23 protein-coding genes and 1 riboswitch are annotated in these 25,102 nt (G+C 40.1%); of the genes, 10 read left to right on the top strand and 13 right to left on the bottom strand.

The genetic code is table 11. The features are described from left to right. Positions 1-264 (top strand): transposase (locus tag LV85_RS12055; protein WP_146260469.1); only part of this gene is annotated, 264 nt, incomplete at its 5' end. A 76-nt stretch (positions 265-340) separates the two neighbouring features. Here LV85_RS12055 and LV85_RS12060 read toward each other — a convergent pair. From LV85_RS12060 to LV85_RS12085, 6 genes are all read right to left on the bottom strand, one after another. Then, a complete protein-coding gene (locus LV85_RS12060) occupies positions 341-1,087 on the bottom strand; it encodes an energy transducer TonB (RefSeq protein WP_111319742.1) in 747 nt (248 codons plus the stop codon). Positions 1,088-1,282: 195 nt separating this feature from the next. Further along, positions 1,283-2,236 (bottom strand): methylenetetrahydrofolate reductase [NAD(P)H], encoded by a 954-nt coding sequence (metF, locus tag LV85_RS12065; RefSeq protein WP_111319744.1) that lies wholly within the window; start codon positions 2,234-2,236, stop codon positions 1,283-1,285. Further along, on the bottom strand, positions 2,233-4,929 hold the full coding sequence (metH, locus tag LV85_RS12070) for a methionine synthase (RefSeq protein ID WP_111319746.1): 2,697 nt from the start codon (positions 4,927-4,929) through the stop codon (positions 2,233-2,235). Before metH ends, metF begins: the two co-directional genes overlap by 4 nt. Before the next feature lie 4 nt (positions 4,930-4,933). Beyond that, a complete protein-coding gene (locus LV85_RS12075; protein WP_111319748.1) occupies positions 4,934-5,986 on the bottom strand; it encodes a homocysteine S-methyltransferase family protein in 1,053 nt (350 codons plus the stop codon). 65 nt (positions 5,987-6,051) lie between these two features. Beyond that, a riboswitch (SAM riboswitch) is annotated at positions 6,052-6,151 on the bottom strand. A 90-nt stretch (positions 6,152-6,241) separates the two neighbouring features. Then, positions 6,242-7,483 (bottom strand): hypothetical protein, encoded by a 1,242-nt coding sequence (locus LV85_RS12080; protein ID WP_245942279.1) that lies wholly within the window; start codon positions 7,481-7,483, stop codon positions 6,242-6,244. A 142-nt stretch (positions 7,484-7,625) separates the two neighbouring features. Beyond that, the gene (locus tag LV85_RS12085) at positions 7,626-9,557 is read right to left on the bottom strand and encodes an ATP-binding protein (RefSeq protein WP_111319750.1); all 1,932 of its coding nucleotides are present in this window, start codon (positions 9,555-9,557) and stop codon (positions 7,626-7,628) included. 246 nt (positions 9,558-9,803) lie between these two features. On the opposite strand from LV85_RS12085, the gene LV85_RS12090 reads away from it, so the two are divergent. After that, the gene (locus LV85_RS12090) at positions 9,804-10,124 is read left to right on the top strand and encodes a YbjQ family protein (RefSeq protein WP_111319752.1); all 321 of its coding nucleotides are present in this window, start codon (positions 9,804-9,806) and stop codon (positions 10,122-10,124) included. 17 nt (positions 10,125-10,141) lie between these two features. On the opposite strand, the gene LV85_RS12095 is transcribed toward LV85_RS12090, so the two are convergent. Genes LV85_RS12095 through LV85_RS12110 form a run of 4 tightly spaced genes read right to left on the bottom strand, consistent with a single transcriptional unit; the run spans position 10,142 to position 13,017 of the window. Continuing rightward, positions 10,142-10,384 (bottom strand): (2Fe-2S) ferredoxin domain-containing protein, encoded by a 243-nt coding sequence (locus tag LV85_RS12095; RefSeq protein WP_111319754.1) that lies wholly within the window; start codon positions 10,382-10,384, stop codon positions 10,142-10,144. Then, on the bottom strand, positions 10,384-11,637 hold the full coding sequence (locus LV85_RS12100; protein WP_111319756.1) for a DUF819 family protein: 1,254 nt from the start codon (positions 11,635-11,637) through the stop codon (positions 10,384-10,386). The genes LV85_RS12095 and LV85_RS12100 overlap by 1 nt, the downstream gene beginning before the upstream one ends. A gap of 56 nt (positions 11,638-11,693) precedes the next feature. Then, positions 11,694-12,332 carry an NUDIX hydrolase gene (locus LV85_RS12105; protein WP_111319758.1) on the bottom strand — a complete coding sequence of 213 codons (639 nt, stop codon included), beginning with the start codon at positions 12,330-12,332 and terminating at the stop codon, positions 11,694-11,696. A gap of 1 nt (position 12,333) precedes the next feature. Beyond that, the gene (locus LV85_RS12110) at positions 12,334-13,017 is read right to left on the bottom strand and encodes a hypothetical protein (RefSeq protein WP_111319760.1); all 684 of its coding nucleotides are present in this window, start codon (positions 13,015-13,017) and stop codon (positions 12,334-12,336) included. Positions 13,018-13,333: 316 nt separating this feature from the next. On the opposite strand from LV85_RS12110, the gene aceK reads away from it, so the two are divergent. Beyond that, entirely contained in the window at positions 13,334-15,061 is a 1,728-nt protein-coding gene (aceK, locus tag LV85_RS12120; protein ID WP_111319764.1) for a bifunctional isocitrate dehydrogenase kinase/phosphatase, read from the top strand. A gap of 10 nt (positions 15,062-15,071) precedes the next feature. Here the strand turns inward: aceK and LV85_RS12125 are convergent, their stop codons facing one another. The 3 genes from LV85_RS12125 to LV85_RS12135 form a co-directional block, all read right to left on the bottom strand. Continuing rightward, the gene (locus LV85_RS12125) at positions 15,072-15,839 is read right to left on the bottom strand and encodes a TIGR02757 family protein (protein ID WP_111319766.1); all 768 of its coding nucleotides are present in this window, start codon (positions 15,837-15,839) and stop codon (positions 15,072-15,074) included. Then, entirely contained in the window at positions 15,839-16,393 is a 555-nt protein-coding gene (locus tag LV85_RS12130; RefSeq protein WP_111319768.1) for a hypothetical protein, read from the bottom strand. Before LV85_RS12130 ends, LV85_RS12125 begins: the two co-directional genes overlap by 1 nt. A gap of 185 nt (positions 16,394-16,578) precedes the next feature. After that, positions 16,579-17,751, bottom strand: coding sequence for a DPBB and LysM peptidoglycan-binding domain-containing protein (locus LV85_RS12135; protein WP_111319770.1), 1,173 nt, complete (start codon positions 17,749-17,751; stop codon positions 16,579-16,581). 365 nt (positions 17,752-18,116) lie between these two features. On the opposite strand from LV85_RS12135, the gene LV85_RS12140 reads away from it, so the two are divergent. The 7 genes from LV85_RS12140 (at position 18,117) to LV85_RS12170 (ending at position 25,071) form a co-directional block, all read left to right on the top strand. Continuing rightward, positions 18,117-19,472, top strand: coding sequence for an NfeD family protein (locus tag LV85_RS12140; protein ID WP_111319772.1), 1,356 nt, complete (start codon positions 18,117-18,119; stop codon positions 19,470-19,472). Positions 19,473-19,494: 22 nt separating this feature from the next. Beyond that, positions 19,495-19,869, top strand: a complete 375-nt coding sequence (locus tag LV85_RS12145; RefSeq protein ID WP_111319774.1) for a globin domain-containing protein — start codon at positions 19,495-19,497, stop codon at positions 19,867-19,869. Then, on the top strand, positions 19,862-20,593 hold the full coding sequence (locus tag LV85_RS12150; protein WP_111319776.1) for a lysophospholipid acyltransferase family protein: 732 nt from the start codon (positions 19,862-19,864) through the stop codon (positions 20,591-20,593). Before LV85_RS12145 ends, LV85_RS12150 begins: the two co-directional genes overlap by 8 nt. Then, complete coding sequence (gene gatC / locus LV85_RS12155) at positions 20,590-20,877, top strand: Asp-tRNA(Asn)/Glu-tRNA(Gln) amidotransferase subunit GatC (protein ID WP_111319778.1); 288 nt, start codon at positions 20,590-20,592, stop codon at positions 20,875-20,877. Before LV85_RS12150 ends, gatC begins: the two co-directional genes overlap by 4 nt. 17 nt (positions 20,878-20,894) lie before the next feature. Continuing rightward, on the top strand, positions 20,895-23,666 hold the full coding sequence (locus LV85_RS12160; protein ID WP_111319780.1) for a tetratricopeptide repeat protein: 2,772 nt from the start codon (positions 20,895-20,897) through the stop codon (positions 23,664-23,666). A 76-nt stretch (positions 23,667-23,742) separates the two neighbouring features. After that, a complete protein-coding gene (locus tag LV85_RS12165) occupies positions 23,743-24,459 on the top strand; it encodes an ABC transporter ATP-binding protein (RefSeq protein WP_111319782.1) in 717 nt (238 codons plus the stop codon). A gap of 60 nt (positions 24,460-24,519) precedes the next feature. Next, the gene (locus LV85_RS12170; protein ID WP_111319784.1) at positions 24,520-25,071 is read left to right on the top strand and encodes a cob(I)yrinic acid a,c-diamide adenosyltransferase; all 552 of its coding nucleotides are present in this window, start codon (positions 24,520-24,522) and stop codon (positions 25,069-25,071) included. The last annotated feature ends 31 nt before the right edge of the window (positions 25,072-25,102 follow it).

The raw sequence follows: 25,102 nt of genomic DNA on the forward strand, positions 1-25,102 counted from the left end.
CGACTTAGCGCCTATTTTGCTTATACCAAAAGCATCCGCAAGATGATCTATACCACTAATGCAGTCGAAGGGTATCACAGGCAGGTTAGAAAGGTCACCAAAACCAAAGGCGCATTTACCAGTGATATGGCATTGTTGAAACTCGTCTATCTGGCGACAAGAAGGATCGAGAAAAAATGGAGTTCCCCTTTACACAATTGGGGCTTGACTGTCCAACAATTAGCCATTAAGTTTGAAGGAAGGCTAAAGTTGGATATAAATTAATAAATTAGTTCCCTTCCCTTGGGGTACCCCAAGGGAAGGGAAGGACAGAGTTTAGCTAACACTCCCCTTTTTTTATCTAATCCGTCAATTCAAAATTTACTGGAAGTCTGGTGATACATTTTTCTGGGACCCCGTTCACTGTATATGGAGTCCAAGTGTAAGGATATTTTTTTACAGCTCTTAACGCTTCAGCTCCTAGTGAGGGATGAATTTCTTCTGGATTTGCAATCTCAGGATCTATGATTTTACCCTCTTCTGTCAATTGAAAAGAAATTATAACTTTTCCTTCTTGGTTGGCCATCCTAGCATCAATTGGATAGCGAAGTGTTTTAGCCAGATAGTTATTCCAACCTGAAAGACCATCTTTTGGTATTCCTTCACTAATTATCGGCTTGGAAATCACATCGCCTAGTTCTGAATAATAAACTTCGGTCTTCACAGAATCAGCCACACATGTTACCTCCGACTTCACCTGACCATTTTCATAATAGGTCTTTATTAATTCTTCAGAAGTGACAAAATTCTTCTTTCCATTTCTCTTGAGCTTTCCACTATCATAAAAAATTAACGAGAGCTCACTTTTATCAGACCCTTGATCATCCTTCAATAAGGTGTATTGAGCCACTTTTAATTTCCCACTCCTAGCGAAAGTTTGGCTTTTTAACCCTGTCGAATCTTCATCAATAATTTTGAAGAATTTGTAATCATATTTAACAGTATCGTACACTTGCATATAATGCTTATTCAAGAACTCCAGACGCTGGGCATAAAGCATATTACACCAAGTAATTGAAAGCAAAAAGGAAAATAGCACTAGTTTCATGAAGGCAATATTTTGCCGCTAATCTAGAATATTTCCTTTGCAATTTTACATATGGTATCTGAGATATTTATCACTTAAAATCATTCAACTAATTCTTTCGTTATAATCGATATCTATGATTCAATTTGCATTTCAATTTATCGAAATGGGATGCGGCTTATAATACCCAAGGTTATAGAATTAGACCTATTTAGACTAGAATATTTCTTTAGCGATTTTATAAGTTGTATCTGCTTTACTCATCGTATAAAAATGTAAGGATGGCACGTTCTCTTTCACCAATTCTTTACACTGCTGAATAGACCAGTCTATTCCTACCGCTTTGACTTCAGCATTGGTCTTACACTTTTCCAGTTCGTCCATCAGTGGGTCAGGTAAATCCAAGAAAAAGGTTCTTGGAAGCATAGTGATCTGACCAATTGTGGTGATTGGTTTGATTCCAGGAATAATAGGAACTGTAATACCAGCAGAACGTACTTGAGCTACAAAATCGAAGTATTTCTGGTTGTCGAAAAACATTTGAGTCACGATATACTCGGCACCCTTATCAACTTTTTCCTTTAGATATTTCAAATCAAACTTCATAGAAGGAGCTTCGAAGTGCTTCTCCGGATAACCTGCAGCACCCACACAGAAATCCGTCTGAAAACCTATCTCGGTTTCTTCGTGTAGATATCTTCCTTCATTCATTCGAATAATTTGCTCTACCAATTCACTGGCATAGCCATGACCTTCCGGTTCTTTAATGAATTTCCCTTCAGTCTTTGGAGCATCTCCACGCAGCGCAAGCACATTCTCAACTCCGATAAAATTAAGATCAATCAGTGCATTTTCAGTTTCCTCTTTGGTAAATCCTCCGCAAAGCAAGTGAGGCACAGCATCGATATGGAAGCGATTCATAATCGCAGCGCATATCCCAACCGTTCCAGGGCGTTTTTTTGTACTTATTTTCTCCAATAGCCCATTCGGATGCTTCTTATAGATAAACTCTTCTCTATGGTAAGTTACATCTACAAATGGTGGCTTGAAATCCATCAAAGGTGCAATCCCCTCAAGTAATTCTTTCAAACTTTGGCCCTTCAGGGGTGGTAATATTTCAAAGGAAAACAACGTTTCTTTTGCGTTTCCTAAGTGTTCTGTGATTTTCATTTGCTAGGTTCTACAAGGGTTAAATTAGGTTGATAAGCTAGGTTTGGAGATAGTAAACGCTCTGCATCTCGAAGGGAAATTCCCTTGCGCTCTGCATAGCTGGCGACCTGATCTTCACCTATTTTTCCAAGTCCAAAATATTTACTCTCTGGGTTGCCAAAGAAATAGCCAGAAACAGAAGAAGTTGGGTACATGGCATAACTAGAGGTAAGTTCTATTCCAATCTCTTTTTCCATGTCCAACAGTTTAGAAATAGTCATTTTTTCTGAGTGCTCTGGACAAGCTGGATATCCGGGGGCAGGTCTGATACCTGGGTATTCTTCGCGAATCAAAGAATCATTTTCGAAACTTTCATCCTTAGAATAGCCCCAATATTCCTTTCTAATCAATTCATGCAGGTATTCAGCCGAAGCTTCGGCAAGTCTATCTGCTATTGATTTGAACATGATATCACTGTAATCATCTCCGTCTTTTTGGAATTCAGCAAGCTTCTTCTCCATTCCAATACCAGATGTCACCGCAAAGCATCCTATATAATCCGTCTCAGTAGGATGTAAATAATCAGCTAAAGATCTATTCGGTATGCCTTTTCCTTTCTTCCCTTGCTGACGCAAGAAATGAAAGCTGGCTGTTTGATTTCCTTCTACATCAAATACAACTGCATCATCCTCAGAACGCTGCACTGGATAAAGGCCAAAAACAGCATTCGCAGTCAGCCATTTCTCAGCAATTGCTTTATCAAGCATTTCATTGGCTTCATCGTAAACTTTTTTGGCTTCAGCTCCCACAACGGGATCAGAGAAAATCTTTGGGAATTTCCCACTTAGCATCCAAGTACTGAAGAATGGTGTCCAATCTATATACTTGCGAACCACATTCAAATCCAAGTCTTTAAGAACAGTTCTACCAAGTTTCTGTGGTACAACAGGAGGAAATGACTCCCAGTCAATTTCTACAGGATTAGCTTTCGCCTGCTGGTAAGTAACCAATTGCTTCACAGATTGCTTAGCCTCATGCGCTACACGGAGCTCTTGATAGATATCCTTGTATTTCAAACGGTAAGCTTCTTTAGTTTCTATAGAAATGGCCTCTCCAGCAATAGGAACTGATTTACTAGCATCCATCACATGTACTACCGTGCCACTATATATTGGATCAATCTTAACTGCCGTATGGATTCTAGAGGTGGTTGCCCCTCCTATAAGTAATGGAATCTTGATCCCCTGTCGCTCCATTTCGGAAGCTACGTTCACCATTTCATCCAAGGATGGCGTGATCAAGCCGCTCAATCCAATGATATCTACTTTATTTTTTACAGCTTCATCTATAATTTTCTGTGCATCTACCATCACTCCCAAATCAATGATGTGGTAGCTATTACATGCTAAGACTACGCCTACGATATTCTTTCCAATATCATGAACATCCCCTTTCACAGTAGCCAGAAGGATCTTTTTCAAGGAAGATTCCTCTTGACCTTCTTCTGGAAGTGGCATAAATGGCTCCAAATAGGCAACTGCCTTTTTCATCACCCTGGCAGATTTCACTACCTGTGGAAGAAACATTTTTCCTTCACCAAATAGATCTCCTACCACATTCATCCCGTCCATCAATGGTCCCTCTATGACTTTCAGCGGGTTCTTAAATTCAAGTCGCGCTTCTTCGGTATCCTCTACGATGAAGTCCAAAATACCCTTCACGAGTGCATGCTCCATACGTTTGGCAACGGGATCTGAACGCCAGGCTTCATTTACTACTTCCTTCTTATCGGCTGACTTCACAGTTTCTGCAAAATCAAGCATACGCTCCGTAGCATCCTCTCTGCGGTCGAAAAGTACATCCTCAACACGATCAAGCAAGTCTTTTGGAATATCATCGTAAATCTCCAGCATGCTTGGGTTTACAATGCCCATGTCCATGCCGCTTTTGATCGCGTGGTATAAGAAAGCTGCGTGCATCGCCTCTCTCACAGGATTATTTCCTCGGAAAGAAAAACTCACATTACTCACTCCCCCACTGACCTTGGCACCAGGAAGATTTGCTTTTATCCATTTGGTAGCATTGAAGAAGTCCAGCGCATTCTTGCGATGTTCATCCATACCAGTAGCTACAGGGAAAATATTGGGATCAAAAATAATATCATGAGGATTAAACTTGACCTGATCCACCAGAACTCTATAACTTCTCTCGCAGATCTCTATCCGTCTCTCATAAGTATCAGCTTGCCCATCTTCATCAAAGGCCATTACCACTACAGCGGCTCCAAACTTCTTTACCGTCTTGGCTTGCTGGATAAACTCTTCCTCACCATTCTTCAAGGAAATAGAATTGACAATTCCTTTACCTTGAACACACTTCAATCCCGCTACAATAATCTTCCACTTGGAGCTATCAATCATGATAGGGATCCTAGAGATCTCAGGCTCAGAAGCAATCAGATTTAGAAATTTGACCATCGCAAATTCACCATCAAGCATTCCTTCGTCCATACAGACATCCAGCACTTGAGCGCCACCACGCACTTGATCCAAAGCTACTTCTAACGCTTCATCGTAATTCCCATTCAATATCAAGCGTGCGAATTTCTTGGAACCAGTAATATTGGTTCGCTCGCCTACATTGACAAAATTGATTTCGGGTGTAAAAACTAGAGGCTCTAAGCCCGATAGTTTCATGTAATTAGTTATTGCCATCTTCTCAGTCCAACGTTTCTTCTAATTCTTCTTCTTGTAACTTTCTAGGCTGAAAATTGGCAGCCATTTGTGCTAAAGCTGAGATATGCTCAGGCGTAGTTCCGCAGCATCCTCCCAGAATATTTAGCATCCCTTCTTTCATAAAATCATGAACTTGATCAGCCATTTCATCGGCACCCTGGTCATACTGCCCAAATTCATTTGGCAACCCTGCATTAGGATAGGCACTAACATAGAACGGTGCTTTTTTGGCTAGCACCTTCAAGTATGGTCTCAACTCTTTTGCTCCCAAGGCACAGTTCAGTCCTACAGAAAGTAGCGGAACATGTGAGATCGATATCAAAAATGCTTCTGTAGTCTGTCCGGAAAGCGTTCTTCCCGAAGCATCAGTAATTGTCCCTGAAATCATGATAGGAATACCCCCATCTTTTGGATCCAAAGGAATCTCTCTTTCCTCATAAACATCTTGGATCGCAAACAAAGCAGCTTTGGCATTGAGCGTATCGAAAATAGTCTCTACCAAAATAATATCAACACCTCCATCAAGTAATCCTCTTACCTGCTCAGCATAAGCCTCAGCCAACTGATCGAAAGTAATGGCTCGATATCCTGGGTCATTCACATCTGGTGAAAGAGAAGCCGTTCTATTGGTCGGGCCGATCGCCCCAGCTACGAAGCGAGGTTTCTCAGGGTTCGTGGCTGTAAATTCATCTGCCACTTCTCGAGCCAACTTCGCTGACTCAAAATTGATGGCATAAGCCAAATGAGAAAGATCGTAATCTGCCTGTGCTATGGTAGTGGCAGAAAACGTATTGGTTTCTATAATATCTGCTCCAGCCTTAAAGTACTCGGCATGGATATCCTTGATGATCTGCGGTTTGCTCAGAGACAAAAGGTCATTGTTGCCTTTTAGTGATTTAGGGTGCGAAGCTAGCTCGGGAGTGCGAAAATCCTCCTCAGTCAGCGTATAGCGTTGAATCATGGTCCCCATGGCTCCATCGAGTATCAATATTCGCTTAGAAAGTTCTTGAAGTAGGGATTCCGTTCTGTTTTGCATACTGTTTTTTTGTTAATCAAAAAGCTTGTCGAGCAAAACACGGAGAGAAGTACAAGGTACTAGTCCGCTCATCTGTTCCCGATGAATTGGGATGGGAGTTAGCACCTTTGTTTTCAGGTTGCTAAGACGTCGTCGGGCCCTTCCCTCGGTCTTTCTCGATAAGCAGCCCAAAGTTAATAGCATTTTGATAATAAAACAGGAGAATCACTTAAAAGGACTCACTAAAAGCTGAATTTCATTAGCAAATGAACAAATTTATGGTCTTACTCCTACCCCAAAACTCAAATAGGGCCCTGCCATAAAACTAGACATACTCAAATCGCCAAGTTTGTAATTTCCAATCGGAATCTCATAGCCTGCAGCGGCTGTAAACACCAAGTCAAAAAGTTTTCTTTTGGTCATAGGAATACCGTATTCAGCGAATATTTCAGGCTTTACCATAAGTCCGCTATTTCTCAAATACCCATCAAAATACCGCTGTTCGAATAGCTCAGGGAAATCAGGTTTAAAATCATTTGTAATCGTATATCGAATATTCCCATAACCTAATCCTGCCAAGGCGCCCAAACCAAAGTTTCTATATTCAATAAAATTATAGCCCATGTTTCCATAAACACGCAGGCTATTGAGCGTATGCTCCTTTACACTAGTAGCATTTCCGGTAAGCGCCAGATTATATAGTTCTGCACCGTAAAGCAATTTCTCCGTATTTCCCAAAATTCTTAAACCCCAGTTAGATGGTGTACCCTTCAATGGATTATAACCCGCTCCTTCTAAAATAGCATTGAATTCTTTGGGAGTAGTAAAATGTACTCCTCTGATTAATGAAACACTGATGCTTGCATCCTTGTAAAAGAAATTACGGTCCGGCAGTGAAATCCCCGCTCCTACCCTTATAAATGCACCACTTTGCGCATTATCAAAAGAAATACCTTCCATATTCCATTTGCCTTCTAAAGGACTAAAAGAATAACCAAGCTTGCTAATGATCTGTAAGGATTCTGGCCGGCCTGGTAGATCAAAATCATAACTAAGTTGAAAACCTATTTCCGTTAGGAAATTGCCATAATGGAATGTTCCTTTTTGAATATCCTTTTTTCGAAGTACATATCCTTGTTCTGGATTGTCTAAAAAAGCATCCAAATCTTCTGTCTGATGAGTCGGCAACATTTGAAAATTGAGGAAACCAACCCCTAAGGACATATAATGAATTAGCTGAAATTTCGATTCTTCGGTAAATGCATAACCAATATTTAATAAGGCGCGGGAGGTTCTATAGTTAATCGAAAAATCATCAAATTCATTTACTCCGCCTCTATTGTGTAATACATCCAAGCCCAGCATAAAATCGTTAATTCTTGCCTGATAGCCTAATCCAATGGTTTGATATTTATTTCTGAGGCCAGATAGACCTCGCTCTTCCAGCATTTTATCAAACTGATTGAGTTTACCTCCTGAAGTTCCCACCACAGCATAAAAGGTGGAGCGCTTAGTCATTAATTGCTGCGATTCCGCATCAATAAATATAAAAAAAACAAAAAGCACTAGAGTGAGTCTATTAAAAAGGGGCATTGAATGGTCGATTTGAAATAAGCTGGCTAATCCACAGCTCTTAGGCAAAATTAATGCTAAACCGGAATCAACTGAGATCTTTCGAATTAAGATATGCAGTTAATTTTCCATAGAGCCCTTCGGGAGTGAATGGTTTTTCCACAAAATCATCAATCCCTATTTCATCCATTTGTTCCTTAATCTCATGATGTGAAGTAGCAGAAAGCACTAAAACAGGGGTTTCCCTTTTGTCGCTATCCATATTTTCTCGAATCGATTTCGCAACTGCAAAACCATCTAAAACGGGCATCTGGATATCTAAAAGTACTAGATCAAATTCTCCTTTTTCAAATTCATAGATTGCCTCTTGTCCATCTGAGGCTATCACAACCTTAGGCACATTCCACATCTTTAGGAATTTCTTAATCAAAATTTGATTCACCAAGTTGTCCTCGGCAACCAAAATTGAAGCCTCTTCCAAGGATTTTTTTTTATATTCTTTCCGTTGCTTAGGAGATAAACTGCTTTCTTCCACACTGTTAAATTTCAAAACAAACTCGAATGCGGTCCCAACATTCACGGTTGATGATACCTGGACTTTCGAACCATGAAGTTCTAGCAATCTTTTCACAATTGCTAATCCAAGCCCTGTTCCTCCAAATTTGCGTGTGGTATCTGAAGAGGCCTGTGTAAAGGCTTCAAAAACAGAATCCAACTTATCTTCAGAAATCCCAATGCCAGTATCTTCTATTCGGAATTTAATTTCACAGTCATTTTCAGTTTTCTTCTGCAACTTCAAAATTGTCCTAACCTTACCGTCAAATGTAAATTTGATAGCATTAGAAAGTAGGTTATGAACAATTTGACTAATACGAACCGGATCACCTATTAAGTTCTTAGGAATTTCTTCGTCAATCTCTGTGCTTACTGTTAAGCCTTTTCCTCTGGCCTGAAAACTGTAAGAATGTACAATGCGATTGATCAAAGCCTTAAGATCAAAGGAAACCTGCTCTAGTTCTATTTTTCCAGAATCAATTTTATTGAAGTCAAGTATATCATTGATCAATACCATCAGATTTTCAGCAGAAAACTGTAAAGTCCTCAGATTTTCCAATTGATCAGCTCTCGGCTTGTCCTGCATAAGAAAATGTGCCAATCCAATCACTGCATTCATTGGTGTACGGATTTCATGGCTCATGATCGAAAGAAATTGTGACTTCGCCAATGAAGCCTGTTCAGCTTTTTCCTTTGCTTGAAACAAATCCTTCTGTGCCTGTTTTAGTTCGGTAATATCTCTAGAAATGCCAGTATAATATCCCTGATCTTTTCCCAATTCATGGACCATCCGGCCATTAGAACTAAACACTCTTTCTTCCCCATTAATATGTTTGACTCGGAATTCCAGATACTGGTTTTCTTTCAAAAAATCACCTACCTCTATCTCCATCGTTTGAAAGACCTCTAAATCATCCTGACACAGATAGTTGAGCACACTAGTCCCTATCACGTCTTTTGATTCATAGCCGAGAAACTGCTTTACATTCGGAGAGATATAGTTCAGAATAAGTGTGTCAGAGAGCGAAAAAATAATTTCTGTGGATTCTTCTACTAGTCTCCTATACTTTTCCTCTGATTTCAAAAGCTTCTCCCTAGCCAACTGTTCCTTTTTATACTTTTCAGAGAGAAACCTCATTGCGTGAGCTCTTACTATTAAAAACCTGCCAGAATAGCTCGATGGTAGATTGGTGAATGACCATTCGTATTGCTGATTGTCAAAAATTTTAGGCTTAAGAGAATTTAGAAAAACATTCTTAGGCACTTCACCTGTTTCAAAAAATTTGTTCAAAGCTTTTACGACTTCTTCATCGTCTATTACATCCCGCCATGAGTCAGATATGGGGAAAAAATTTTCTGTAAAAAACTTATTGTAAAATATAATCTCTTCAGACTCAATAATAAATAAAGGATCATTTATCTCATTGAATACATCAGAAATATCAAATTGAGCGAATTGAGTCATAGGTTAAAATTCTCAAGATATCTAAGAGGTCTCAACCTCAGCCTAAAAGTTATTCCAAACCAATATCATAAAAAATATGATTGTATTACAAGAAATTGCAATAACAAATTATCCATTTACCTAAATACTCTGCTCATATTGGCTAATTATGAAAGAATCCAAGCTTCTGCTGCATAAAAACCTTTTTCAGACTAAATTCGTGAAGTCATTTATTAAGCAAAATTTTCAAATCACTAACTACTCAAAATGATTGTATCAACCACCAACACACTTGATGGCTACAGTGTGGAACAATACTTAGGAATTGTATCTGGAGAAACCATAATTGGCGCCAATGTATTCAAAGACTTTTTTGCGAGCATCACCGATATTGTCGGTGGACGTTCATCCGCTTATGAGCGAGTATTGCGAGAGGCAAAAGCAACCGCAATGTCCGAAATGGAAATGCAAGCGAGAACTTTCGGAGCAAATGCAATTATTGGAATTGACTTGGACTATGAAACCATACGCGATGGTATGCTGATGGTCACCTCGAGCGGTACAGCTGTGAAAGTGATAAAACACTAATTAAAAATCCTGAGAAATCAGGATTTTTTTATTTGTATCAGGACCTTCTCCGCAGTTGTGTTTTTACAAAAATGATCACCTACAATCACATTAGGGGCTGTTTTACACATATCCATGCACTTGGTTTTAATGAATTTACAGCTCCCTTTCAAATCAGGTTCAGCTGTCATCCTTTTCAATTCCTTATATAGATTTTTAGCACCCGCTTTTTTACAATCGGATCCATTACATATAAAGACAAGTTTTCTGCTGTGTTTCATTATCCTCCCGAGACTGCTTGCATCATCAAGCCACAAAGATACGCACCATAGGTGCCCGCGGCATATCCTAATACTGCCAAAAGTACGCCAACTGGGGCAAGTGAGGCATCGAAAGCTGCCGCCACAATAGGCGCTGAAGCCGCTCCTCCTACATTAGCCTGTGATCCTACCGCTACATAGAAGAACGGCGCTTTGATGAGATAGGCTACGATGAGCATGATAATTACATGGAAAAGCATCCATACAATCCCCACAACAAATAAAAGTGGATTGTCGAACACTGCGCCTAGATCCATCTGCATTCCAATCGTAGCGATCAATACGTACAACAATACACTTCCTAAACGCGACGCTCCAGCTCCTTCTAACTTCCTCACCTTAGTGAAGGACAGTAACAATCCTGCTGTGGTCGCTATAACAACAATCCAAAAGAAAGGTGAATCCAAAGAGAACTGTTTCAAATTGGGATAATTCTCCCCAATAAACGGCGCTACATAATCTGCAATCAAATGAGCGAATCCTGTCACTCCAAAACCTACTCCCAGAATAATCATCGTATCCGAAAGAGTTGGGATCTTCATGATCCCCTTCCTGAATTCTGCGATTTTATCACGAAGCTCATAGATTTTGGTGCTATCAGCTTTGAATAACTTATCTATTTTCTCAGGCTTAGCAGCCCAATACAGCAACACAGCCATCCAAAGATTTGCCATCAACACATCCACCGCAATCATCTGACTAAACAGGGCTGGACTTGGACCAAACACTTCCAGCATCGCAGTCTGGTTTGCCCCTCCTCCTATCCATGAACCAGCTATCGTAGATAGACCTCGCCAAACTTCATCAGGACCAGAACCACCCAAGAGATCAGGAAACAAAGTTCCAACTGTCAACAAAGCCAGCGGCCCTCCTAGCATAATCCCTACAGTCCCAGCCAAAAACATGGTAAGCGCCTTGGGGCCTAGTTTCAAAACACCCTTGATGTCGATACTAATCGTAAATAACACCAGGGAAGCAGGCAGCAAATATCTACTGGCAACTTTATAGAGAGATGAACTTTCTCCTGAGATTAGGCCAAAAGAATTGGCTAAGGCAGGGACAAAATAGCATAGCAAGACAGTAGGAACTATACCGTAGAATTTCTTCCAAAAAGGTCTATCGCTGGCTGATGTGAAAAAAATGATTGCCAGAATTGCCATAAGCAATCCAAAAACTACCGCATCATTTGTAAGCAAGGGTGTATGTTCTTCCATTATATCTAAGCTAGTCGACTGCAACAATACCAACTATTGGCCAAAAAGCCCAAAGTCTATGCTTTTCCATTTTCAAGTATTTGAAGCAATTCACTCAAAATCATCGCTGTGGCTCCCCAGACCATTTCTTTTTCCACTTCAAAATAGGGCGTATCCAGACGGAAGTTATTGCTGAACTCTAAGACCTTTTGCTTACGAAACGCAGGTTCATAGAGCGTACTTACAGCAGCTTGGATTATTCTAGCGACTTCCTTCTCTTCGGGAACAAAATCAGGGATAACATCAGAATATCCCAAAATAGGACTCACCAAAAAATTGCTGGTAGGAATAAATAGATCACTCATTCTGCCAATCAAATTAACTTGCTCTGGCAGAACTCCTACTTCTTCCCAAGCTTCCCGAAGTGCAGTTTCCTCTTCATTAGCATCTTCTGCTTCCTTTTTTCCCCCTGGAAAAGCTATCTGTCCACTATGTACTCCTGAATAAACTGGTCTTTTGATTAGCGGGAAAAATGCTTTGTTTTCAAAGGGATAAAGCAATATTAAAACGGAACCCTTCCGGTGATCAGCTGGAAGTTTGGGATCAAACCTTCTTTTATCTACTGGATTAGGTGACATAGAAAGTTGCGCTTCTTTGCCAGGCAATGGATACTTCATCCCTTTTTCCAACAAATTCAAAACGCTAACAAAATCCATTTTAACCCAAATCTATCTGTTTGATTTTAGTATTGATGTAAGACTGTGGTTCGTAGGATTCTGAAGCTTTATCCATCTGAAATTGCTTCAAAATATGCGTATCGACATTAATTAGCCAAACCATTGGCCTATATCCCGTCAAATCCTGAAAAAAACCAAAAACCATAAATTCGTTCTCATTCAACCACAATCCATCTTCAAACAGACCCGATGGCCCCATCATCAATAAGCGTTCTTTCATACCATCTTGCCTGTACCAGACCACTTCCGCGTCAGGGTTCAAAAATGGTCTATCAATTGCATCTTGGGCTTCTACCTTATAACTATAGATATCCATGGTGCCATTTCCAGTAGGATGAGGAAACTGATAAGGGTAAAGTGGATCTCCTTTGAGAATAGGATTCTTCTCAGGCATTTCCATAGGATCTATGGTATCCGTCATCATAAAATCAAATTGGCTAGCATCAAACCTCCCCAACTCCGTACTCCAGTGACTATGCCACTTCTTGTTTTGGGCGAATGCCAGGTCTATCTGTGCTCTATTACGGTTTATTTCTTCTTCATCCACCGAAACGTTTTCTATCCGCTCATTCACCTGCTTTTCCTTGTTTTCACAGGCAAAAAATGACAAAAAAGCAATGCCGGTAATCGTCAAATAACTAAATGTACGTTTCGATCTCCTCATGGAAGTTTTAATTGAGAAGGTTAAGCTAAGTCAGGACGACTTAAAAACAAAAAAGGTTGGGACATTGACCCAACCTTTTCCTGCTCTCAAACCTATTAAACCTATTGTAGATATTCGTTTTATGAATACCTCCGAAAATTATAAAATGTTTTCATATACTCCAAACAATCGATTGCGAAAGATTTTCGAAATTTTATTTTCCCAAAGATTTCCAGCTATAAAGCGCTAAAAATCAATGAAATTATATCTTAGCAAATGCCAAAAATATTTTTCAATAAATTTTAGCTTTTTCCTCAGTCTGATCCCATAAACTTATATGTACTCAACACTTTCTAAACAACTCGCTAAAAAAATCGAAACTGGCTTTATCACCTACATGGAGCTTTTCAATACTTACACGAGATTGGCTCCCAAATATTTTAGCGAAAAGGCATGGCATGCTACTCATCTCAACAATAAGCAGAGACTCCGACTTTATAAGGATCTGCTTTTCCCCCTTGCAAAAGAATGTACAGAAATGCTGGAGGACAAAGCTGCCGATTCCGACAGTTGGATGCAGGTGAAATCTGAATATCATATCCTTATAGCCAATAGACCAGATCTAGAACTTGCAGAGACATTTTTCAATTCAGTGATCAGAAAGGTTTATCCCAAATTGACAATCGATGAGGACTTAATGTTTGTCATGGAAGGCTTTGATTCTTGTACCGTCAGGGAGTCGGAAGAACTCCTTAGAACCTACCCTTCTTTCCTTGGTTTGGAAAAAAACGTTCGTCAAATCCTAGATGATTTTGATTTTGGCGCTCCTTTTATGGACAAAGAGCAGGATATCAAATTTCTGATCGCAAGTGTAAAAAAGGTAATTCTTACCAGATACCGAGTTGCACCTGAAACGAAAACTCAGATTTTGAAATCAGTTTTCTATCGAAACAAAGCAGCATACTTAATAGGCAGGACATTTTTAGGACATAAATGGATGCCTTTTATTATTCCAGTGCTTCATGGAGAAAAGGGTGTATTCGTAGACACGCTTATTTTTGATCCTAATCTGATGAGCAGCATGTTTAGCTTTACACGATCATATTTTATGGTCGAAGCTGAGGTTCCTTCCCAAGTCGTTGGCTTTCTCCTCTCGGTCATTCCACACAAGAAAATCCACGAACTTTACAATGCTATCGGCTTCAATAAGCATGGCAAAACACTTTTCTATAGAGATTTCCTCCATCACATGGATGCTAGCGAAGATCAATTCGAAGTGGCTGCAGGGATTAAAGGAATGGTGATGACTGTATTCACCTTGCCTTCATTGAATATCGTATTCAAACTGATCAAGGATCATTTTGAGCCTCCAAAAACCATGACTAGGCAAGAAGTTCGTAGCAAGTACAAACTCGTTTCTCTACATGATCGCGTGGGAAGAATGGCGGACACGCATGAGTTTGAATACTTCAAAATCCCAATAGGACGAATAAGTCCCGACCTGATGATAGAGTTGCGTAAGACTACCAATTCACTTTTGAAGGTTACCGATACTCATCTAATCATCAAACACCTATATACAGAGAGGAGAATGGAGCCTCTAAATATATTCTTGGAGCACTGCAGCACTGAAGAAGGTATGAAAGCTACTGAAGACTATGGCAGAGCTATCTTACAACTAGCACAGGCCAATATTTTCCCAGGTGATATGATGACCAAAAACTTCGGTCTTACACGTCAAAAGCGCGTGATTTTCTATGATTACGATGAGATCGAGTTTTTGACTGATATGAATTTCCGTGTCAAACCGAAAGCAGAAACCTACGAGCAGATCTATGCACCAGAACCTTGGTATTCTATAGCAAAAAATGACGTGTTCCCAGAAGACTTCAAGCGCTGGATGATTGGAAGAAAGGACATCAAAGAGCACTTTCTGTCCTATCATCAAGATCTTTTTGATCCGAATTATTGGCAGGGAATCCAACATAGAATTACCACTGGAGAGCTAATTCATGCTTTCCCCTATCCTGATGAGATTAGATTTCGACCACAAGAGAAAATTTAAACTAAACTCCTTAAAACTTCTCTTCTACTCCTAATCCAAAAAGTGCAAAGTCATATTTAACCGGATCCGCAGGATCAAACTCACGAAGTTTCTGTGTCAGCTCCAGTGCGGTCAACCAGTCCGTTTGTTTTCGGCTGATCAACCCCAACTTCCTCCCTACTCGATCCACATGCAAGTCACATGGACAAATCAGTTGGGAAGGCGAGATATTTTTCCAAAGCCCGAAATCAACTCCCTTATCATCGTCCCTCACCATCCAGCGCAGGTACATATTGATACGCTTGCAGGCTGATTTCCGGCTTGGCGTGGCAATATGTTTTCGAGTACGTGCTGGGGAGTCTGGTATAGAAAAGAAGTATTCCTGGAATTTTGTCAAGATAGTCTGCATGGCATCTATCTCGCCCGTTTGCCCAAGCAAAAAAGCTTCCTCTAGAGAATCGTGCTTTGCATAAAACCAGCTCAAAAAATGGATAAAATAGAGCGTATCCACGTCATTGAAGGTTCTGTGCTTAAAGTTCAGAAATGGTTTCAGATCATCTTCTTGATGATTCAGTATAAAATCATGCGGAGAATTATCCATCATCTGAAATAATTCCAGGCACTTATTGATTATCGTTTTGCGCTGTCCCCAAGCCAAAATAGCAGCAAAGAAGCCCGAAATCTCTATATCTTCTTTCTTAGAAAAGCTATGCGGAATAGAAATAGGATCAAGACTAATAAAACCGGGGCGATTGTATTGTTCTACTTTCTCGTCCAGAAATTCCTTGAGATTATGCATCAAAGGGCAACTTTTACTTCTCCGCCTTGAGTACCATCAAACCACTTAAAGCACAACTCATTCTCAACCTTTTCAGACACATGCCAATCAAAGCACTTGATATTCGTAAGCGAGCGCAGTGAATCTTCATCTGGATCGTACAAGCAAATATCAAAATCCGGCAAATCTTTGGAATCTGTACTGTTCCACTTTTCTAATAAATATCCTTCTTCGAGCACACGGACCTTTTTTCCAAAAACAAAATCAGAAAGAATTGAAGGCACGCCATCTTTTCTCCTTACCTTAAACCCAGAAGGTCCAAACACAATCTGCTTGATCAATTTGGCTTCCAGCAAATCTCCAGAAAAAGGCAAATCTTCCCATTCAGACTCCTTCAAAACCACTTTTTTACCCTCAGGGCGAAGTCTATTCAGGAATCTGGAAAGCAGTGAAAAAACATAAGTCACCCCAATAAACAGCAAACCGAAGCTGGCCAAAATCGGGTAAGAAATAATAAAAATCAGATTCCAAATGAATCGGAAAATGTGGTGGAATATGAGTTGGACTTTGTTCATAGCTCGTATGCAAAATTAGCGCTGGCTTTGCAGAAACCAAAATTCTCTCTTAAAACCTAAGGAGAATACTATAGGTTCAAAACGAACGAAGACCGCCAAATCTGACGGTCTTCTAATTATAATTATGTTGGGAACATTATAGACTTTCATTTGAAAGCCACTACAGTCTACTGTTTCCCAGCTTCCTAATACATTACTTCTACAGGGAATCTACCATTCACAGCTTTCAGCTGATCAAATGCTGCCTGAGAAAGCTTGATGATTAATTTGCTATTGTCTCCAGTTTCAGGCAGCGTACCAACTACTCTTGCGAAAATCGTTACATCATTCTCCTCATTTTTCACTCGCATGATCGTTCCTACTGGCGCTGTTCTGTGAAGCACTAAATATTTTTTGTGTCCACCTGTACCTTCGATCAACTCCGCTTGCCCAGTTTCTTTAATATTTTTGAAACCACCAGAAGTAGCTGCATCAGCAGGCTCTACCATCATTTCATCAACACTAGAAACAACTCTCGGCGTGCCAATCACAGGTACTGTTGATTCCTGCATTGCTCCGCGACCTACTTTCAAAACCTGACCGTCTTGAAGATTATTGGAAGTCAAGGCATTCCAAGTTATCAAATCTTCTACGCGGGCTGAATACTGACTTGCAATAGAGAAAAGGGTCTCTCCAGCTTGTACTGTATGTGATCTCCACTCTCCAGGCACCATCGGCTTGCTAGTTTCAGCGATTACCTCAGGAGCCTCTGTTATGATCGCTTCAGGTTTTGGTGAAGATTCTATTTTTTCTTGTTCTTTAACAGCATCTTCCGCTTTCTTTGCCTCTTTAGCTTTAGCTCTAGTCTCAGATTTGGTCTCAACCGTAGTCGTAGCCACTGCCACAACTGGTGCTGGTTCTTTCTCCACGGCTATAGGAACAGCTGGCTCAATGATCAGCGACTGACCCACACTGAGGTCATTTCCTTTCAAACCATTGTCTTTCATCACAGATTCAACCGTAACGCCATACTTTTTGGAAATTGAGAAAAGCGTCTCACCAGGAACTACATTATGTAAAACTGACCCTGCAGGAATCTCCGCCATAGATATATAAGGAACCTTAATCGTCTGGCCGATTTTCAAGCCTCCTTTCAACACTGGATTAGCGTTAACTATGTCACTTACAGGTGAGTTATATCTACGTGAAATCCCAAAAAGAGTCTCCTTTGGATCCACTTCATGCAAAATAAATGATTTGTCTCCAATGCGCTCAACCCCTACTGAATCTACCGAAGTAAGCTCAGAAGCCATTGATAAGGAGGAGGAAAGAGAAAAAACGAGAAGAAAGGACCAGAAAAACTGTGATCTATTGCTCATAGGGTTGTGCTGAGTTGGGAGTAAACGAATTAGAATTACAAGATTAATTGCCAAAGTCAAGAGGCGCAAGAATTATGCTAGAAATCGAGTCTGTCTGCCACAGACAGGCATGAAACAAGCGACACTAAGATAATAGGGATGATTATATATCCTGCGAGATTCCATGTGGCTTTTTAAAGAAAATCACAAACACATGAATAGAAATGGCGAATCATCATTTGGTATTGGCTGCAAAGATCGGAGAATAGTCCAAGAATCGGAATTTATATGAAGATATTCCATCAACAAATCTCAGCTATTTGAATAAAAGAATCAGTTTTTATGTGTATTTCGTATCTTTTATCTCTCGTACACGCATTCCAAAAATGAAAATCTATTTCAGTTCATTACTTCTATTCCTACTCCTTTCTTCTCAACTAGTTCTAGCCCAAACGGATACTGGAATTGACAAGAAGGTTTTCACCTTCAAAATCGATACGGATATTGATCCTGCCATGACGCGTAGAGTGAAATTGGCACTAGAGAAAGCGGAACAAGAAGATGTTGATTTGATTATTATTGAGATGGATACTTATGGTGGAGCTGTGAATGACGCCGATGAGATCCGAACTATGATTCTCAATTTGAAAACCCCAGTTTATGTATTTATAGATAAAGATGCTGCTTCTGCGGGAGCACTGATCTCTATCGCTACTGACAGTATTTATATGGCACCTGGCGGAAGTATCGGCGCAGCCACGGTAGTCAATGGTACTGATGGAGCAGCAGCTCCAGACAAGTATCAATCCTATATGCGCTCCATGATGAGAAGTACAGCGGAAGCCAAAGGCCGTGATCCAAAAATTGCGGAGGCAATGGTAGATGAAAAAATTGAGATCGAAGGCGTATCAGAAGCTGGTTCTGTGATTACATTCTCTGTTTCTGAGGCAGAAAAATACGGTTTCTGTGAAGGTCAATATGATTCGATTAAAGATATTCTGATTGCCCAAAATCTCGAAGATGCTGAAATAATCGAATATGAAACCGGCTTCTCAGAGAAAATAATAGCCTTTTTCCTAAATCCAGCTGTAAGTGGCTTTTTGATTCTGATCATCATCGGAGGTTTGTATTTTGAATTGCAAACTCCAGGAGTGGGTTTCCCAATTCTCGCCTCTATGGTTGCAGTATTACTATATTTCACTCCTTACTATCTCAATGGCTTGGCAGAAAACTGGGAGATTATGGTCTTCTTTATAGGGGTGATTTTGTTAGCGGTGGAGCTGTTTGTAATACCCGGTTTCGGGATTTTTGGTGTACTTGGGATTGTCGGAATATTGACAGGTTTGGTACTTGGTATGATCCCCAATCAAAATTTCAACTTTGATTTTGTGCCAGCTGCAGATCTATTTGGAGCATTGCTCACCGTGATTTTAGCGGCCATCGCATCTGTAGGGATAGTTTTTTGGCTGACTCCCAAAGTCAATGAATGGTCGGCGTTCAAGTTTATCTCACTTTCTACCACTCAGCAAAGAAGCGAAGGCTACACCTCGTCTTTCAACTCAGCCTTACTCAAGGGAAAAACTGGACTGGTTCACTCTAGATTAAGGCCAAGCGGGAAAATAGAAATAGATGGTGATGTCTATGACGCCTATTCACGAGGAGAATTTATTGATCAGGGTGAAAAAATCATCGTCATTTCCACGGAAGGCACTTCCTTGAAAGTGAAAAAATGGGAGGCTTGATAGAAATTGGTAAGTTTGCGCCATGAATGGGACTCAGACGATTTACGAACTGATAGGCAAAGAACAAATCCGCTTACTTACCAGCTATTTCTATCAGGAAGTATCCACTAATGAAGCCTTGAAGAAGCTCTATCCCGAAGATTTGGCGCCTGCTGAGGAGCGTTTGTTTCTATTTTTGATCCAAGTTTTTGGTGGACCTGAAACTTATTCTGAGCAACGAGGCCATCCAAGACTGAGAATGCGGCACGCCAAGTGGAAAATAGATGCTGCCATGCGAGATCATTGGATGAATGCTATGCTCAACGCATTGGATCAACTTGAGCTTGATCCGAATGTCCGCGAAGCCATGATGAGCTATTTCGTGAAGGCAGCTAATCACATGATCAACCATGAATAAGCTGTTTCCAAGGCTGTATTCGATCTATGCCGCATTAATCTTTACCCTGAGTTTTCTATTGATTTTCCCCTTTATCCTGATATGTATCTGGATTCCTGGCTGGAATAAATATGGTAGAAAAATCAACCGTTACTGGGCTAGAGGCTATTTCCTCTGCATTTTCCTTCCTGTGGAATTTGAGAAGAGCGAGAAGATAGAAAAGAACAAACCCTACATATATTTAGCTAATCACTTCTCTTACTTGGACATTGCCATGATGGGATTTATCCCTGGTGATGTGTTATTTGTGGGAAAAGCATCGATCCGGAAAGCACCTTTATTCGGTTATTATTTCAAAAATCTCCATATCGCCGTGGATAGAGACAGATTGAGAAGCAGAGCTGAAACGATGAAGCAAACTGATCAAGCTCTTGAAAATGGTAGTTCAGTGATCATTTTTCCTGAAGGAGGAATCTTCACTAAAAATCCACCACAGATGATTCCATTCAAGAATGGGGCTTTTCGAATGGCGAAAGACAAACAAATCCCGATTATCCCTGTCACTTTATCCTATAATCATCTAATTTTACCCGACGACGGAAAGCTATTGGTACACTGGCGACCCGCCAAAATGATTCTCCATGAGCCATTAATGCCTGAAAGTTTTGATTCTGAAAAAGCCTTGAAAGAAAAATGCTTCCAAGTAATTCAGACTCAACTCGAACTAGATAATTTAAACACATGAAAATAGATACCAATTCAATCAAGAAAATTGCGCATTTAGCGAGATTGGAATTTGACGAAAGCTCTGCTGAGAAAATGTCAAAAGACATGAGTCAGATCCTCGACTGGGTAGAGCAATTGAGCGAAGTTGATACTGAAAATGTAGCACCTCTGACGACCATGTCTTCTGAAGTGAATGTGATGCGTGAAGACAAAGTAGGTCATCAGCTAGACCATGAATCAGGCCTTAAAAATGCTCCTAAGCGAGATGCTGATTACTTCCGTGTTCCTAAAGTAATGGAATAGCAGATTTGAAAAACACATTGAAAACCTCCAAAGCATTTAAAATCTTAGCCCTCCTATTCATAGTTTCAGGAGGGCTTTTTGCGCTGAATTACCTGATTTTTGATGCACAACCCTATGTCAATATTCAAGCGGGCTCGTTTCTGGATACCATAGCAATTCCGTTTGACTGGGTTCAAATTGGCCCAATTTCCTTTCCGATTAAGGTTGACAATTACCTTGTTTTTCAGGAATTCAAAGCCTTAGCACCTGAGCTGCATGTAAAAGAATCGTATGTTTATGCAGGCATCGTCTGGCTGGGAGCGGTTTCCGTATTGACCTTACTAACTGAATTCAAAAAGACATATTTCATTATTGGCGGCATCCTTTGGATTGCTTTGCTCACACTTAGCAATTTCAATGGACTGAATATTGGTGGTCAAAGTGCCAACTATCCCTTGCTCATTCTTCTCTCTGGCAGTCTTTTACCTTTAATATATTTTCACCTCTGGGGCCAAAACATTCATCTTGCTATCAAATGGCTAGTGTTTTTTGCAGGGACATTTGCTGCTCTTGCTATACTCGTCAGCCTAAGTTCAATAGATAGTCCAGCAATCTACCTTGCCGAACACAGTTTGATGATAGGTTTTGGTCTCGCGCTTACTTGGGTATTTTGGAATGGACACGGAGTACTTTCAGGTATTTACATTTTACTTGCTAGAGCCAACCGAAATCTCAACCTCAACATCAGCGTCCAAATCAGTATCATTGCCCTGCTGTATTTGGGCACAGTTTTCTATATTCTTCTTGATTTGCAGCGGGAATTGCATCCCTCTTTCACCGCATTCTCTGCGCTATTTCTCCTTATACCTATAGGTATATTTGGATGGATTTCAATAGGTGAAAAAGTAAATCAAAGTGATCAATTGGTCTCGAGACCTGCAGTGATCAAGGCACTCCATTTAATAGGTTTTGGTCTAGCATTATGGCTTGTTTGGAAATTGAAATTATCAGGAAATCAGCCAGGAGAAGAGCTGTACAAGCATCTATTGGTTTATTCTCAACTTGGTTTTTCCTTATTCTTCTTTATCTATCTGATGGCCAATTTCATGTCCGTCATGAATTCTGGAAAATCTGTAGAAACGATTCTTTACAAACCATACTCTCTTGTTTATTACCATGTTAGGATAGGTGGGTTAATTGCAATTCTAGTCCTGATGACTTATGCTGGCGGAATAGTAGGTGTTCAGGCCAACGGTATGACAAGTAATATTCTTGCTGATTATTACTACCTGATTGACAAGAAACTAGAAGCAAGTATTCTATACGAAAATGCCTGGTTGCGCTATCGTAAAAACCCTAAAGCAAAATTCCTAACTGCGAAATTGCTATTTGATCTAAAGCAGCCAACACTGGCAAAGCAAAACTTGGAAGAAAGCTTTACCGAAGCCCCGCAAGTAGATAATATCCTACTTTTGAGCGAAAGGCTTCATCAAGAAAACAAGGTTTTCGAAGCGATCTATTACTTGGAAAAAGGACTTGAAATTTTTCCTGACACTCCTCAGTTGATCAATAACTTGAGTTTGATTTATACAAAGGTCAATAAGTCAACTGAAGCATTGGACTTGATGAGAAAGTTAGATACTGATCAGCCAGTGTTGAATTCAAATCTAAGTGCTTTACAAACTAAACTTGGTCAACCGGAAATCAATCCAAGTTCAAATTCGGATTTGATCTCACAACTTAACGAGCTTGCCTCATCGAATGCTTTAGCCAATATTCCTCCTGAGGAGCTAGCAAATTCAATTCAAGAAAAGTTGCTGACTGAAACCTCTCCTATGCTGATCAATGCTGGGTGGAGAAATCTAATGTCAGAGATCAATAGAAATGATCCGAGTTCAGACTTAGCCTTCTTGGATAGTTTAGGGCAAATAACTGAAATGACAGACTACCTCATGTCCATGCAAGAGACTGCTGTGATTCGAAGTATGGCGGCAGGAAGGGTGACTGAAGCGGTGAAAAATCTGAATGGCTTAGCCTTTAGGAATCCCAATGATGCAGCTTATTACCTTCAGCTATCGGGTAGCATTTTGGCACAAAATCTAGACTTCCGAAAAGCTGCCAATGAATTTATCGCAGCTGAGGATAAAGGCTTTCAAGGATTCAGTACGCATCACTGGAGTATTTTTGGATTAGCAGGAATGCCCGAAAAAGCAGTAGAAATTCGTGATAAATATCAAGTTCGGCTACCAGCTTATGTTTCTAATGAGGATAATACCATTCCAGAATACTTGCAAATAATCGGTAGGTTTCATGAAAGTTCAGCAGAAACACTACTGTCTCAATGGCGGGCACTTGGCGAAAATGCCTTGAAAACGGACATCGCAATTCGCCTGATTGCATACAAGGCCCATGGCTTATCTAAAGAAAACTTGAAAGAAATAGGCAATTTTATTTCTGATAGAATCGGCCCACAACCTGAGATGGAAACTTTTGTAAATAATCCTGATCTCAAGAACATAGATGCTATTAATGCATTTATCTCCTGGATAAAAGCAAGTGATGACTTGACAGCCAACCCATATCTTAGTCCATTGATTATTAGCGCAGTAGAGATAAATACTGATCCACTAGATCAATATGAAATCTTGAATAATGCTACTGAATTCAATCACGACCCTATCTTATGGATTAGAAAAATCAAGGCTGCAAAAGAAGCTGGACTTGACAACTACGCTGATGAATCCTTAGAAATTATCAAACAATGGGTCGAGCCAGATGAGCTAGAAGCCCTTCTAAACAGGAACTATTGAACCCTATTAACGTTTTTTGTAATGTTAGAAATTAAATTTACAAGCCAAAATAGTATCTTTAGCAAAATCCCCAAGCATGACTAAAATTATAGAGACTACCGAAATTAATAAAACATACAGAATGGGCTCTGAAGTAATTCAAGCACTCAAGTCCGTTTCAATTTCTGTAAATAAAGGCGAATATGTAGCTTTTATGGGACCGTCAGGTTCGGGGAAATCAACTTTAATGAATATAATTGGCTGTCTTGACACTCCTACCTCTGGGACTTATATCCTTAATAATAAGGATGTTTCGGATATGACTGAGAATGAATTGGCCGAGATCAGAAATAAGGAAATCGGATTCGTATTTCAAACATTCAACCTATTACCTAGAGCAAGCTGTTTGGAAAATGTAGCACTTCCACTTGTCTATGCAGGTATGAGCAAATCAGATCGGGAAGAAATCGCATTTCAAGCCTTATCAAATGTAGGTCTTGGCGATAGAACCAAGCACCGCCCAAATGAACTTTCTGGTGGTCAACGTCAACGAGTAGCGATTGCTAGAGCTTTGGTCAACACACCAAGTATCATACTTGCCGATGAGCCAACGGGTAACTTGGACTCTAAGACTTCCCATGATATTATGGAGCTTTTTCACGAGTTGCACTCAAAAGGCAACACGATTATTATGGTAACGCACGAAGATGATATTGCACATTATGCACACAGAATCGTAAGATTGCGTGATGGATTAGTCGAAACAGACACGATAAATCCGAATCCTACCCGTGGAATTGCAATGCACGCCTAATCACACCTTATAATTTCAAATAGATTCTTATTTTTGTCCTAAGAGAAGACGGACAAGGAGATGAAAATCTATACTAAAACAGGCGATCAAGGAACCACATCATTGTTGGGAGGAACACGTGTACCCAAATCTGATTTGAGAATAGATGCCTATGGGACTGTAGATGAGCTCAACTCTTATATAGGGCTGCTCCGTGATCAAGCTGTAAATGACAAACGATCTGATCTTTTAAAGGAAATTCAGGATCGCTTATTTACTCTTGGCGCTGATCTGGCCACAGCTCCTGGCAAAGACAAAGTAAAAAAACCAGACTTACATCAAGCTGATATAGAAATTCTGGAAAAAGAAATGGATCGAATGCAAGATTTGCTTCCTCCTCTTAGGGCTTTTATACTCCCAGGTGGACATCAATCCGTTTCATTTTGTCATCTTGCACGTACCGTCTGCCGTCGAGCAGAACGAATTACTGTTGAATTAACTTCTTTAGAACCAGTTTCTCAATTAGTCATTCAATACTTAAACCGACTTTCCGATTTTCTTTTCGTCCTTGGCCGAATGATGGCTCAAGAGCTTGAAGTAGAAGAAGTAACCTGGAATCCCAGAAATATATAATTAGCTACCTGGCTCAGCCAGATTAAAGGCA

It is taken from the genome of Algoriphagus chordae, assembly GCF_003254055.1.
Taxonomy (GTDB): domain Bacteria; phylum Bacteroidota; class Bacteroidia; order Cytophagales; family Cyclobacteriaceae; genus Algoriphagus; species Algoriphagus chordae.